Genomic DNA, 13,076 nt, shown 5'->3' on the forward strand with positions numbered 1-13,076 from the left:
CTAATCGCAGCTTCAAGGATTACGACGACATCCTTGATGCCTGCACATCGGCCTGGAAGCACTTTATTGCCGATGTGGAGCGGGTGATGTCACTTTGTAGCCGAGATTGGATAAAACTGACCTAATGTTTAATCCGATTGGTATCATGAGCTGATGAAGTCGATTCGCACCGTGGCCCTCAAGCACATCGGCTCTCCCATCGGCCCGCAGGAAGCCTACCTGCTGCAACGGGGGGTCAAGACCCTTCCCCTGCGCATGGATGCCCACCTGCACAACGCCCAGAAGGTGGCCGAGTTCCTGGATGCCCACCCGGCGGTGAAGAAGGTGATCTACCCGGGCCTTGCCAGCCATCCGGGCCACGATGCCCTCGGCGCCTTCGCCAGCGGCTTTGGCGGCATGGTGAGCATCGAGCTGGAAGGCGGGTTTGGGCGCTGCGCCACCCTGCTCGACAACCTGCAACTCTTCGTGCAGGCGGTGAGTCTGGGCGATCTCGAGAGCCTGGCCTGCCATCCGGCCAGCACCACCCACGCCGCCATGGACGAGGCGAGCCGCCTCGCCGCCGGGGTCAATGACGATCTCATCCGCTTCAGCATCGGGGTGGAAGACGCCGACGATCTGATTGCCGATCTGGCCGCCGCCCTGGCCCTCCTCTGATATCCTGTGGCGATCCGGGTGAATGACGCAATAAAAAAAGGGAAGGCAATGCCTTCCCTTTCTTTATTTCTGCCCGGCGCCCTCATCAGGCGTCGTGGTAATCCTGGCAGGCGCTCAGGGTGTTCTCCATCAGGCTGGCGACCGTCATGGGGCCCACGCCCCCCGGTACCGGCGTGATGAAGGCGGCGTGATTACGCGCGGTCTCATACTCCACATCTCCCACCAGGGAGCCGTCCGCAAGGCGGTTGATGCCCACGTCGATCACCAGGGCACCGGGTTTGACCCACTCCCCCGGAATGAAGTTGGGCTTGCCCACCGCCACGACCAGCAAGTCGGCCCGGCGCACCTGGGTCTCCAGATCCTGGGTGAAGCGGTGACAGGTGGTGGTGGTGCAACCGGCCAGCAGCAGCTCCAGCGTCATGGGACGCCCCACGATGTTGGAAGCCCCGACCACCACCGCATGCAGACCATGGGTCTTGACGCCTGTGGTCTCGATCAGGGTCATGATCCCCTTGGGGGTGCAGGGTCGCAGCGCCGGGATGCGCTGGGCCAGACGACCCACGTTGTAGGGATGGAAGCCATCAACGTCCTTGTCGGGACGAATGCGCTCCAGTACCTGGGTGGTATCGCAGTGGGCCGGCAAGGGCAACTGCACCAGGATGCCGTCCACTTCCGGATCCTCGTTGAGCTGGTCGATCAGGGACAGCAGCTCTGCTTGTGTCGCCGTGGCGCTGAGGTCATAGGAGCGGGAGACAAATCCCACCTCTTCACAAGCGCGACGTTTGCTGCCCACATAGACTTGGGAGGCCGGATCCAGCCCCACCAGGATCACCGCCAGACCCGGTGCCCGTTTCCCCTGCGCCAACCGCTGCTGGACTTGCGCGGCGACCTGATTGCGAATCGTTTGCGCAACCTGTTTTCCATCAATGATTTTGGCAGACATCGTTCTTCACTCACCATGTGTTCAACTGCGGCGCATTGTCGCATTTTTTTGGCGCGGGTGTTAGCGGCTCTCGCAGGGAGGGCAATAAGTAGGCACTTGAATTTACTGGCGGAAAAAGTCGTTGACGCTGACTTTGGCGCTTGGGTATGATGCCCGACCGTTGCCCAGTGGTGCCGCCGAAGGTATGCTGGATGGCGAATTTTCGGTGATTAGCGCAGCCCGGTAGCGCATCTGGTTTGGGACCAGAGGGTCAAAGGTTCGAATCCTTTATCACCGACCAGGTTCATCGGGAAATCCCCGGATTTCTTGATACAACGCGCCCTTAGCTCAGTCGGATAGAGCAACGGCCTTCTAAGCCGTGGGTCGCAGGTTCGAATCCTGCAGGGCGCGCCATTTAAAATGTGTTTTAAATCATTGAGTTATTGATGAAGAGTGTGACTTATCGTCCATTCGGCAGATTATCTCAGGATGACCTTGGCCAGGCCTTGGCAGACACAAAATGGCGATGATTTCAGTGGTGGTTGTAGCTCAGTTGGTAGAGTCCCGGATTGTGATTCCGGTTGTCGTGGGTTCGAGCCCCATCAGCCACCCCATTATTTCTCTGTTGTTGCTATCTGTTGCGTAAGAAAGGCTTTAATATGGCCAGCAACTCATCTGCAAGGCAGACTTCGCGCTATTTATGCGCGGCGATAAACCGGCCCCGCGCCAGTTTTTTTGTTTTAGCGAACAAAATAACGCCTATGGAGGCGGCCTATGTCTCTTCGTAATCCAGCTCGCAAGCAGCCCGCTCGCCAGCCCTCCCCCACGACGGGTAACCCCGCCCTCGATCTCTTCCACCGCAACTGGCAAGCGCTCGAAAAGCTACAGGCAAAAATCGACAAGCAAACCCTCAACGGCCGCGATATCTATCAGCGCTTCACCAGCGACATCGAACCCCTTGAGCGTCAACAATGCGAGCTCATCTTTGCCCTCACCAAGCGACTGACCGACTTTACGGCTCGCAAGAGCTTTACCCAGTGGCAACGGGAGACCTTGCACCACTGGATCCACGATCTCATCAACTATCTCGAGTCCAATCCGTTTCGTGGCGAGATGGATTTGGCCCCCCTCTATCACCAAATCCAAACCAATACCGCCCTGCACATGGATGACGAACAGCTCGACTATCAGTGTGATGAACTTACCCATATGCTGATGGAAACTTGTGGTCACTGCCCCGAAGACATCGACACCTTGCGCGATATGGTCAAAAACCCCGCTCTGTTGCACGAGTACCTGATAAACGCGGCGAAGCAGAAAATGGCCAACGGGAGTGACACCGCTGGTGAGGAAGAGGATGCCCTCTTCGATGATGATGAGTTGTTTGCCGATGAGTCCCCCTTCGGCGCTGAGCAGCAAGATGCTTTTGCCCACACGCGCACCCGTCGTGAGCAAGAGGAAGAGATGCGCATCGAACAGCTGTTCAGCAAATCCAGCCTCAAGCAGCTCTATCGCAAGCTCGCCCTGGCGCTGCACCCGGATCGGGAACCCGACCCCGCCATGCAGGCGGAAAAGACCCGCATCATGGGCCAACTCAGTCAGGCTTGGGAAAACAAAGAGATGTTCACCCTGTTACAGCTGGCCCACGCTCACCTACCCGAGTTCGATAACCTGCTCAGTGACGAGAACCTCGCTTACCTCAACCCGATGCTGAAACGCCAGCTACGCGAGCTCGAAGTCAGCTACTACGGCGGGCAAGACGGGCTAATGGGCGCGGTGCTGCACAAATTCAAGCAATCATCCAAGAAAAAGACCGAGCAGGCCTTTGCCGAACATCGGGACTATTTGCTGCGTGATATCGACCACCTGACTGCCCAGCTGGCCGAGATCACCACCCTGCAGACCCTCAAACCCTATCTGGCGGCCCGCTGGGATCAGCAGCAAATAAGGTGGCGTGAGGAAGAGGACGATATGGAATGGCTGTTTCGGTAACGGCCAGCGCTGACCGACCATCTCCCCAAACAATCAAGGCGCCACTGGCGCCTTGATTGCTTTCACGCTGCTGGTTTTTACACTGCTTGTTTTTACACTGATCGTGCTATCGGATAGCCAGCCTTAAATCAGGGTCACCTGACGCGCTTTGGCATCAGGCGCCAGCGCCTGTTCCTCATCGTGGATAGTTGTGAAGGGCTCAGGGGAAATGGCGGCTGCCGATGCGATTTTGCGCTGCTGATATTGGGCCAGACGCAAGTCCAGCAGCTCTTGCACCATGCGATGCAGAGGATCGATATCCTCCTCACTCACCGCGAAGCGTGGGCAGAAGCGATCCTCCCTTACCTCGAACCAGTACTCCCCCTTGGCGCCTGGATTGCCGCCACTGCTGAACTTGATCGGATTGCTCTTCCAGTAACTGAGCCAAGCCGGGCTGTCGGCGCTCAGGGCTTGCTGCTTGACCGGTAGATCGAGGCGGGCCAGCTCGGGATGCCGCTCAAACAGGTAACGGGAGTGGCTGGCCAGCGCCGCCAAGGTGGGTGGCTCACGCAGGCCGTCGAGTTCGAGCAGCGCCAATAGCAGGATCAACTTGAAACTCTTGGTGAGCGCGGTGTGCTCCACCCCCGAACGCAGAAAGTCGCCGTGCCGGTTCAGCACGCGCAGCTCCTCCTCCCCCAGATCGCCCGCTTGGGCGAGCAGCTCAAACCAGCCCCCCTGTTTTTGGGTATCGAAACGCAGTTGCTCACCCAGCCGGACTGCCCAGGTTTGCCGCGCGGTGGGGCGATAGCCGAGGTGCTCTTTGAGGGTCTGATAGGTCTCAATCAGAGTCGGTTTCTGCTGCTTTTTTAACAGCGCCAGCAGCGGAAGCAGCTTGGGATCCAGATTGATAAAACAACCTGCCGCCAGCGGCATCGCCCTGTTTGCGTGCGTTGGTGGGCGGGTCAATTGCGTTTGCAGCAGCTGGGGCTTGTAGAGACACGCCTTGTGATTGCCCACCAGATCGATCACCACCAGGCGTTCTTTGCCTTGATAGAGGCGCAAGCCCCGCCCCAACTGTTGCAGGAACACGATGCGCGACTCGGTGGGGCGCAGCATCAGCACGGTATCGATGGCGGGCAAGTCGGTGCCTTCGTTGAACAAATCTACCGAGAAGATGATATCAAGCTCGGCGGCGGCCAGTTGCTCCAGGGCGGCTTGTCGCCCCTGGCGGGAGCCCGCATAGACGGCTATCGCCCGCACACCGGCTTGCTGGAAGACGCTGGCCATAAAATCGGCATGACGGGTCGAGATGCAGAAGGCCAGCGTGCGCTGCTGGCGTAAACGTCGCCACTGGCTAAGGGCGTGCTGAGCCCGCTTCTGACTGGCGAAGGCACTCTCCAGCGCATGGGGGTCAAACTGACCGTTGCGCCAAGGCAGCGCGGCATAGTCGACGGTGTCATCCAAAATGCCGTGATAGGTGAGCGGCACCAGCATCTTCTGCTCGATGGCGAGGGCCAGCCCCCGTTCAAAGACGAGATTGTTGTCGCACAGCGCCAGAATATCGGCCTGATCGGTGCGGTCAGGGGTCGCGGTCAGCCCGAGCAGGAAGCGGGGCTTGAAGTGGTTTAGCAAGCGCCGGTAGGAGGGTGAGGCGGCATGATGAAACTCATCGACCACCACGTAATCGAAGTGATCCGGTGCAAAGCGCAGCAGATGCTGACTCTTGCCCAGGGTCTGGATGGAGGCAAACAGCCAGTCGGCCTCATCCTGCTGCTGACCATGATAGAGGCCCGAATTTGCCCGCGGCACCATGTGCAAGAAGGTCTGGCGCGCTTGGGTCAGGATCTCCTCCCGATGGGCAACAAACAGCAGGCGGGCCGCCTGCATCTGGCGCACATCAAAAGCCGCGAGCCAAGTCTTGCCAAGGCCGGTCGCCATGACCACCACACCCCGTTTATGCCCCTGTGCCCGCGCGGCTTGCAGCGCCATCAGCGCCTCTTGCTGCACGCTGTTGGGGATGGGGGCTTCACGCAGCTGCTCAGCGCTGCTGCGATGATCCCCAGTGAGCACCCGCAACTCCCGCAGCGCGCTCTGCCGATAGCGAGCGAGGTAGCCATCGATCCAGTCGTGGGTAAGGGGCACGACCCGCGCGTCTTGCGCCAGCCGATCGATTTGAGCCGCGAGCTGACGCAGGCTGTGATGCGGCTCGCTGGGGCCGCTCGGCTCAGCCCTGAGCGACCAGTTCCACTCCAGCGACTCGGTAAGGGCGGCGGCAGAGATATTGCTGGAGCCGAGAAACGCCTGACCACCGAGCACCGCTGGCGACCCTTCCTGGCCAACTTGCTGGCCTAGGTACTGGGCTGCGTGCTGGACAAACAGATAGGACTTGAGGTGAAAACCGCGATTGCCCTGACTCTGGTAGATCAGCGCGCAAGAGCGAGCGGGATCAAATTTGAGCAACTCGCGCAGCGCCACCGGCTGGGTCACCTCCAGATAGTCCGAGGTGATCACCCGAAGCCGTGCTCCTCGCGCCAGCGCCTCGTGCAGGGCACCGCGCAACAACACCAGCCCGCTTTGGCGAATAAAGGAGACACACAACTCAATGCGGCTACCCTCGCCACAACGGGCGATGGCGTCCAGCAGATGTGGCAACAGGGGATCGTTGAACTCCGGATCCCCCGCCTCTCCCCCGCTGATGAGCACGGGTGCACTCATGACCCGACCTTGCGCACGATGGCGTTAAGCCAACACTCCTGCTCGCGGCCGGGGCGTCGATCCGCAGTCTGCCAGATCTCGACCTCGCTCAGCGGCAACGGCGTTATCAGGGCTTGCAGCCCCGCCTCATCCAACTGGGTGAAGGCTCGGCCATCGCGCTCGGTCTCGTCTACCCCATATTTGAACGAGCAATAGAGCAGACCACCGTCGGCGAGTTGCTGGCACAGATGGACCATTACGGCATCCAATTCGGCACGGGGAACATGCAGCAGACTGGCACAGGCCCAGATGGCATCGACCGGCGCGGGAGCCACGAACTGATCGAAACGGCACAGTTGCACCGGCTGACCAAGCAGGCGCTCGGCGCGCAGGGCCAGCTCCGCGCTGGCATCGAACGCAGTGACCTGAAAGCCCTGCTCTCGGAAGTAGAGACTGTCCCGACCAGAGCCGCAGCCCGCATCGACGATATGAGCGCCGGGAGCGAGCAGAGGCAGGAAGCGCTGGTAAAGCGGCTGCATATCGACCGACAGCGTGCCTTCGACGAAGCTATCGGCGTGTTGGTTGTAGTAATCGATAGACATAGTAAGCAGGCACCTAGCAGAAAACGCTCAGATTAACAGAGAGTTAGGGGTAAAAAAATCGAGTCAGTGCCATTTCAGACAATCCGCAGTACGGGAAGGCCAACTGGCACCTTCTTCGCTATTCATAAATGTTCTATTGACCCTAACGGCGCTCAGTTCATGCTATCAAAAAGAGTGTTATTCTAAGCCTGAGAGCACGGTAGCTCTATGAAGCCAGATCACCAAATCGATCATTTCTACTATTTGGCCAAGATGTACGCTGCGTCAGCGATTCATCATGGCGGTCTAATAGATCAGAACCACAGTCTGGGTTCACTTTGCGCCCAACACTGCTGGCGGTGTGCTCTGCCCATCACATCTAACTTGCCCCAAGGAGTTGGTGCGACAAGTTGTGCCATTGGAGGACCGCAGGTTGCCGAGGCTATCTTTACGCCAGGTGACGGTCTCGCCGGTGCTGGGATTGCTGACCCGTACATTGCCTAGACTATCTTTGCGGTAAGTGGTGCCTTCGCTGCTGCGCACATTGCCGAGAGAGTCTTTGCGCCAGGTGGTGCCGCTTTGCGAATCCCTGACGTTGCCGAGACTGTCCTTGCGCAGGGTGCCGCTATTGCCATCATCACACTGGTAGCGGGTATTACCGAGGCTGTCTTTGCGATAGGTACAGTCGGCGGCCCCGGCACTCTGGACCACCAGCAGTAACAGGGCACCAGCTAACACGCCGAGCGGGGGTAACGAAGGTGACATAAACATGCTCCTTGGTTGGGGCTGACTGGGACTCTCTTCAAGCGGGTCCAGTATATGCCGCCTCAATACCCATGCCGATACTGGTTACATACACATGTCGCATTTTGGAGCAGATGCGGGGTGTCTGATCACCGAGCCGGCGTTTATCGGCGGGGTTGTGGCTTGATGGTTGATTTGGGAAACAGCGCCCCTAATAGTGCTACATTTTGCCGAAAGCCTTGTGGTGTAAAGCATCTCTACCATCAGGTGGCAAAGCCTGACGTGGCAAGACTCAGACCTCGATGTGTGCTCAATGCCTCTTGTCGAGGCTGTACGAGTGCAGTGATCTACTATTCGGAACAGCTATTTAGTGTAGGAGGTGTGTTTATGACATTTCATAAAAATAGAAGCGCCGGGTATCACCCGGCGCTTCATCATCATAGTCTTGCAGACTTCACTTAGTAAAGGGTGCAACCCCAGCGGTAACTGCGCCCCAGCAACTGATACTCGGGACGCACGCTCTGACTCCAGGAGTCATCGCCACCCACCCCCATGTGGGCGCCATCGAGACATACCCACAGCCCCTCTTCGGCCACCAGATCGCTCTGGTGACGAGCGGCGGCCAGCTGTTGCTGACTGAAGCGGCTGGCACTGAAATGGAAGCTGCCGTTCACTGTCGTGCTGCCCAGCTGCAGCTGACGGGTATCGCAGCGCAAACCGTTGTCGCTCGGGAAGATGTAAGGGGTGTGCATGGCCTCCAGCGGCAAGCTCCAGTGCCCCAGATCGGCTCCCAGCAGGCGATCCGGATAGTTCTCGTGAGGACCGCGCCCCAGCCATTCGGCGCGCACCGGCACTTCGGCCAGATGGAGCAGCAGACCAATCCGCGGCAGCGACGGCAACGCCTGCGCCAGCTCAGTCTCTATCTCCAGGCTCATGGCGCCATCGTCGGTAAAACAGTGATGCCAGTGACTCACCAGCAGCAGCTCATCGTGGTGGAAGTAGCCATGACTGACCCGGATATCCCCTCCGGTGACCGAGATCCCCAAACAGCGGTGCTGCCATTGACCGAGGCCACACGCCTGCCAGCGGGCAATCCAGGAGTTGGGATCAGCGTGATCTGCCTCGCTGGTGCCGATGTCGTTGTCCAGCGGCGCCCGGTAGAAGTGATCCATGATCGGCGCCAGCAACTGCTCCTTCCCCGATTTTTGCCAACTGGTGATACGGCCGCTCTGCTTGTCGAGCCGCCACTGGCTGTTTGCGGCAGTGATCCGCCAACCATCCGGTTGCTCAGTCAGGATGGCGACAGCAGCGGGAGCTGGCAGGGAAAGAGGGGTCGGCAGGGTGAACTGCTGGCGGGCGACCTTGTGATCCGCCTGCGACCACAAGGTGGCTTGTGGCTGAATGATCGCCAGATCGAGCCAGGCCTGTGAGCCTGCCGCAAAGGTGGGCAGTGTCTCGCTCAGGGTCAACTCGACCACCCCTTGCGGTGCCAGCTCAAGGGAGATCTCCCCCTGCTGCTGCACATGGCCGTTCTCGCACAGCTGCCAGCAAAGCCGCTCGTTATCGGTTTCCCGGAACAGGTATTCGCTCTCGATCCGCACCCGCAGCGGGATGTGCTCAAGCAGGGTGAAGCGGAACGGCTGCTGGGCACGCTTCGCCTCGCACAAAGCGGGATGGGGGGTGCGATCAGGGAACAGCAGACCGTTGCAGCAGAACTGACGATCGTTTTGCACATCACCAAAATCGCCGCCATAACCCCAGTAGTGGCGACCATCGGCGGTGTATTTGTCGAGCCCCTGATCGACCCAATCCCAGACAAACCCGCCTTGCAGACGTGGATGATCGCGAAACGCCTGCCAGTAGTGGGCGTAGCCCCCCAGACTGTTCCCCATGGCGTGGGCATATTCACAGAGGATTAGTGGCCGGTGCTCGTCGGGCAGACCGATCCACTTGGCCAGCGCCCACTTGGTCACCGCCGGGAAGGGCTGATCCTGATGGGTTCTGGCATACATGGGGCAGATGATGTCGGTGGCCGGGGTATCGGCCCCGCCCCCCTCGTACTGCACCGGACGGCTCGGGTCGCTGCGCTTGATCCAGCCATACATGGCATCGTGGGCCGGGCCGTAACCCGACTCGTTGCCGAGCGACCAGATGATGATGGAGGGGTGGTTGAAATCCCGTGCCACCATGCGGGTGGCCCGCTCCAGAAAGGCATTGCTCCAGGCAGGATCCCGCGCCAGCCGCCCCATGGGGGTCATGCCGTGGGTCTCCAGATTCGCCTCGTCCACCACATAGAGACCGAGCCGATCGCAGAGGCGATAGAAGTCGGGGTGGTTGGGATAGTGGGAACAGCGCACCGCATTGAAGTTGTGCCGCTTCATCAGCAGCAGATCCCGCTCCATGGTGGCGCGATCAATGGCATAACCCTTGGCAGGGTGATGCTCGTGACGGTTGGCACCGCGAATAAGCAGCGGCTGACCGTTGACCCGCAGCAGGCCGCCACGGATCTCCACCACCCGAAAGCCCACATCACATGCCTCACTCTCGATAGCTTGGCCCTGCTCGTCCAGCAGGGTCAGGGTGAAGCGATAGAGATGGGGCGTCTCGGCGCTCCACTTGCGCGGCGCAGCCACGTCGAGCCACAGCTCGGCGCGATCGTCGTAAGCCCCTTTCTCATCAATGGCTTGGGTGCCGATCAGCTGGAGCAGGGTCGCGACCCGCTCGCTACCGTCATAGAGATTGGCCTCTACCGAGAGGCCAGCCCCATTGGCGACCTGCAGGGCAATCTTGAGACGGCCATCCCGATAGCAGGCATCCAGCTCGGGGGTCACCCGCATATCCATCAGATGGCGGGACGGTTTGTGCAGCAGGCTGACGGAGCGGAAGATCCCCGACAGCCACCACATATCCTGATCTTCCAGATAGGAGCCATCAGACCAACGTAGTACCAGCACCGCCAACCGGTTGCGACCGCTCTGCAGATATGGGGTCAGATCGAATTCGGCGGGCAGGCGGCTGTCCTGGGAGTAACCGACCCAGCGGCCGTTGCAGAAGAGGTGGAAGGCACTGCTCACCCCGTCGAAGATGATCCGGCTCTGTCCGCTTGCCAGCCAGTCGGCGGGCAGTTCGAACTCGCGGGAGTAGCAGCCAGTAGGATTCTCTGCTGGCACTCGGGGCGGATCGCAGGGAAAGGGGTACTTGATATTGGTGTAGATGGGGCCATCGGTGAGCGGCCGCGCAGCTGGATAGGCGGCATCCAGCTGCCAGTTGCCCGGCACTGTAATGGGGCAAGCATCCACCAGATCCTGCGCCAGCCAGCTCTCGGGCACCAATTCGGGAGCGGCAAAGAAGGAGAAGCGCCACTCGCCATCGAGCAAGAGACGGGAGGAAGAGGCCAGATCACCCCTGGCATCGGTTTCGCTGCGCCAGCTGAACATGGGGGTATGGGCGGGTAAACGATTTACACTGGTCACAGCCTGTGTTTGCCAATCGGCACGATAAATGATTTGTTGTAACGTCATACTGTTATTCATCTTTTATAACCTTTTTCAAATCTCTGATTACAAAACATTCGGTTAGTAACTGGCGGCTTTTTTTGAAACCATCGTTCTACCCTTTAACAGCCCAAGTGGCCCCATTCCTGAGAGGGTAAAAATAGAAATAAAGGTGAAAGTTGCGGCAATAATGCCCAATACCAAGTAGGTTTCACGAAAGCCCATCACCTCATACATAGAGCCAGCCCACACAGACATAAACATGGTTGCTAGCTGCTTGAAGAACTGATAGCCAATCAACCAGATAGTCGCACTAAAGCGAACATCAAATTCACTAGTGATGTACTTGAATGTGCCGACTAACAGGAATGGAACTTCCAACATATGCAGGGTTTTCAGCAAAATGACATGGCTAACTGTCTCGGCGAATGATGAGCCGATGATTCGAATAGACATGATGGTCCCAGCGATTAGCAGGGCATTTTTTCCGCCAATTCGATTCACAATCAGTGGGGCAAAAAACATGATGCTGGCGTTCAGTAACTCCCCCATAGTGGTGACATAACCAAAGTAACGAGTACCTTCTTCTTTTGTATCAAAGAATGCGGTAAAAAAGTTTGCAAATTGTTGATCAAATACGTCATACGTACATGCTACACCGATTACATAGAGGGTGAAAAACCAGAATTTTGCTTGTTTCAGCAACCTCATTGCCAGTTTTATGCTAAACCCTTTCTGATTGGCGCCAATACTATCTAACACCTCACTGGTGCTTCCACGACCAGGGTTTATAAAATAAAATAGAACCGCCATTACAACAGCAAAAGCAGACCCCATCCAGAACACGAACTCATTGTTAATGGTAAACATGATGCCTACGATAGAGGCACAGAGAGCCCAGCCTATTGCGCCAAACATCCTTGCACGGCCAAACTCGAACTGACTGGAGCGACTCACCTTCTCAACATAAGCCTCGATGGCTGGAGCCCCGCCTGCAAATACAAAACCTATGTACATGCCCCCTACGATAGAACCGAGATAGATGTTCAATTTCAGCAATGGTGCCAATACATAAAGAAAGAAGGGCGCGAAGAAGACCAGTAATCCGATGATTATCCAGAGCAAATGCTTTTTCAGCCCTAGCTTGTCAGAAACCAGCCCAAACACAGGCTGAAATAGAAGTGCAAATAAAGAAATTGTGCCGAAGACAATTCCAGTTTCAGCCTTGCTGATGCCATTTACATCATGTAACCAAATTGGAAAAAAAGGAAAGTAAGCTCCCATTATAAAGAAGTAAAGGAAGAATATGGCGCCAAACATTACCAAGTTTTTGTTCAATCCGAACAGTTTTTCAATGCTCATCAAGTATCCACCCATTTCACATAACAAGCCGACCATTTGAGCGAACCATCAAGATCCCCTCCCATGACAGCAAGAGTACGTACTAATGATGCAGCGTACTGTGACGAGAGATACAATTTATGCAATCGGTTACACTGCGACAGTGACAAGAACAACAAATAAGTGACCCAGATCACATAAAACTAATAAAAATCTACTTTTTTCATAAAAGATCGAGAAAGCGCTACCACAAGGTAAACTCATTAACGTAAGCATTGACTAGGGAAGGTGCGAACAAGTCCCTGATATGAGATCATGTTTGTCATCTGGAGCCATGGAACAGGGTTCATCATGAGTCATCAACTTACCTTCGCCGACAGTGAATTCAGCAGTAAGCGCCGTCAGACCAGAAAAGAGATTTTCTTGTCCCGCATGGAGCAGATTCTGCCATGGCAAAACATGGTGGAAGTCATCGAGCCGTTTTACCCCAAGGCTGGTAATGGCCGGCGACCTTATCCGCTGGAAACCACCCCCGGTGTCAGAATAGTTGTCGCCTAATCTGAATAATCTAAATGTGAAGACCGGGGGCGGATAAAGAGTGTCGAATGGCTCGTTATTCAAGTGAGCGCAAGGCTGCTTTGCTCAAGAAGCTGCTGCCGCCCATCAATATGTCGG

General features: G+C 57.3%; 7 protein-coding genes, 3 tRNA genes and 3 pseudogenes. 7 read left to right on the forward strand and 6 right to left on the reverse strand.

Going from position 1 to position 13,076, the window contains the following annotated elements; genetic code table 11:
* Both J9892_RS24740 and J9892_RS18255 read left to right on the forward strand, forming a co-directional pair.
* Window positions 1-125 (forward strand): annotated as a pseudogene (locus J9892_RS24740) (IS630 family transposase); the annotation flags it as partial.
* 25 nt (window positions 126-150) lie between these two features.
* Window positions 151-654 (forward strand): annotated as a pseudogene (locus tag J9892_RS18255) (PLP-dependent transferase); the annotation flags it as partial.
* Between the two features lie 85 nt (window positions 655-739).
* Here the strand turns inward: J9892_RS18255 and folD are convergent.
* Window positions 740-1,597, reverse strand: a complete 858-nt coding sequence (folD, locus tag J9892_RS18260; protein ID WP_010674955.1) for a bifunctional methylenetetrahydrofolate dehydrogenase/methenyltetrahydrofolate cyclohydrolase FolD — start codon at window positions 1,595-1,597, stop codon at window positions 740-742.
* A gap of 203 nt (window positions 1,598-1,800) precedes the next feature.
* On the opposite strand from folD, the gene J9892_RS18265 reads away from it, so the two are divergent.
* The 4 genes from J9892_RS18265 (at window position 1,801) to J9892_RS18280 (ending at window position 3,568) form a co-directional block, all read left to right on the forward strand.
* Window positions 1,801-1,877: transfer RNA gene (locus J9892_RS18265), tRNA-Pro, on the forward strand.
* 36 nt (window positions 1,878-1,913) lie between these two features.
* A tRNA-Arg gene (locus J9892_RS18270) sits at window positions 1,914-1,990 on the forward strand.
* 124 nt (window positions 1,991-2,114) lie between these two features.
* Window positions 2,115-2,190 (forward strand) — tRNA-His (locus tag J9892_RS18275).
* A gap of 160 nt (window positions 2,191-2,350) precedes the next feature.
* On the forward strand, window positions 2,351-3,568 hold the full coding sequence (locus tag J9892_RS18280) for a J domain-containing protein (RefSeq protein ID WP_041211539.1): 1,218 nt from the start codon (window positions 2,351-2,353) through the stop codon (window positions 3,566-3,568).
* 123 nt (window positions 3,569-3,691) lie between these two features.
* Here the strand turns inward: J9892_RS18280 and J9892_RS18285 are convergent, their stop codons facing one another.
* The 5 genes from J9892_RS18285 to J9892_RS18305 all read right to left on the reverse strand — a co-directional run bounded on the left by J9892_RS18285 (window position 3,692) and on the right by J9892_RS18305 (window position 12,422).
* Window positions 3,692-6,262: a DEAD/DEAH box helicase family protein gene (locus tag J9892_RS18285; protein WP_202605884.1), complete on the reverse strand. Its 2,571-nt coding sequence runs from the start codon at window positions 6,260-6,262 to the stop codon at window positions 3,692-3,694.
* A complete protein-coding gene (locus J9892_RS18290) occupies window positions 6,259-6,843 on the reverse strand; it encodes a class I SAM-dependent methyltransferase (protein WP_005330546.1) in 585 nt (194 codons plus the stop codon). The genes J9892_RS18285 and J9892_RS18290 overlap by 4 nt, the downstream gene beginning before the upstream one ends.
* Window positions 6,844-7,155: 312 nt before the next feature.
* On the reverse strand, window positions 7,156-7,587 hold the full coding sequence (locus tag J9892_RS18295; RefSeq protein WP_021140579.1) for a hypothetical protein: 432 nt from the start codon (window positions 7,585-7,587) through the stop codon (window positions 7,156-7,158).
* 437 nt (window positions 7,588-8,024) lie between these two features.
* Entirely contained in the window at window positions 8,025-11,087 is a 3,063-nt protein-coding gene (locus J9892_RS18300) for a beta-galactosidase (RefSeq protein ID WP_082030016.1), read from the reverse strand.
* Window positions 11,088-11,141: 54 nt separating this feature from the next.
* The gene (locus tag J9892_RS18305; protein WP_034524273.1) at window positions 11,142-12,422 is read right to left on the reverse strand and encodes an MFS transporter; all 1,281 of its coding nucleotides are present in this window, start codon (window positions 12,420-12,422) and stop codon (window positions 11,142-11,144) included.
* Between the two features lie 330 nt (window positions 12,423-12,752).
* On the opposite strand from J9892_RS18305, the pseudogene J9892_RS18310 reads away from it, so the two are divergent.
* Window positions 12,753-12,929: pseudogene (locus J9892_RS18310) on the forward strand (IS5/IS1182 family transposase); the annotation flags it as partial.
* Between the last annotated feature and the right edge of the window lie 147 nt (window positions 12,930-13,076).

Origin of the sequence: Aeromonas sp. Prich7-2 (assembly GCF_017939255.1) — a bacterium.
GTDB classification, from domain to species: domain Bacteria; phylum Pseudomonadota; class Gammaproteobacteria; order Enterobacterales; family Aeromonadaceae; genus Aeromonas; species Aeromonas caviae.

Bases quoted from the DNA above. Each gene is read 5' to 3' on its own strand.
- folD (WP_010674955.1), bottom strand. From the start codon at position 1,597: ATGTCTGCCAAAATCATTGATGGAAAACAGGTTGCGCAAACGATTCGC.
- J9892_RS18295 (WP_021140579.1), bottom strand. From the start codon at position 7,587: ATGTCACCTTCGTTACCCCCGCTCGGCGTGTTAGCTGGTGCCCTGTTA.
- J9892_RS18300 (WP_082030016.1), bottom strand. From the start codon at position 11,087: ATGACGTTACAACAAATCATTTATCGTGCCGATTGGCAAACACAGGCT.
- J9892_RS18285 (WP_202605884.1), bottom strand. From the start codon at position 6,262: ATGAGTGCACCCGTGCTCATCAGCGGGGGAGAGGCGGGGGATCCGGAG.
- J9892_RS18305 (WP_034524273.1), bottom strand. From the start codon at position 12,422: ATGAGCATTGAAAAACTGTTCGGATTGAACAAAAACTTGGTAATGTTT.
- J9892_RS18280 (WP_041211539.1), top strand. From the start codon at position 2,351: ATGTCTCTTCGTAATCCAGCTCGCAAGCAGCCCGCTCGCCAGCCCTCC.
- J9892_RS18290 (WP_005330546.1), bottom strand. From the start codon at position 6,843: ATGTCTATCGATTACTACAACCAACACGCCGATAGCTTCGTCGAAGGC.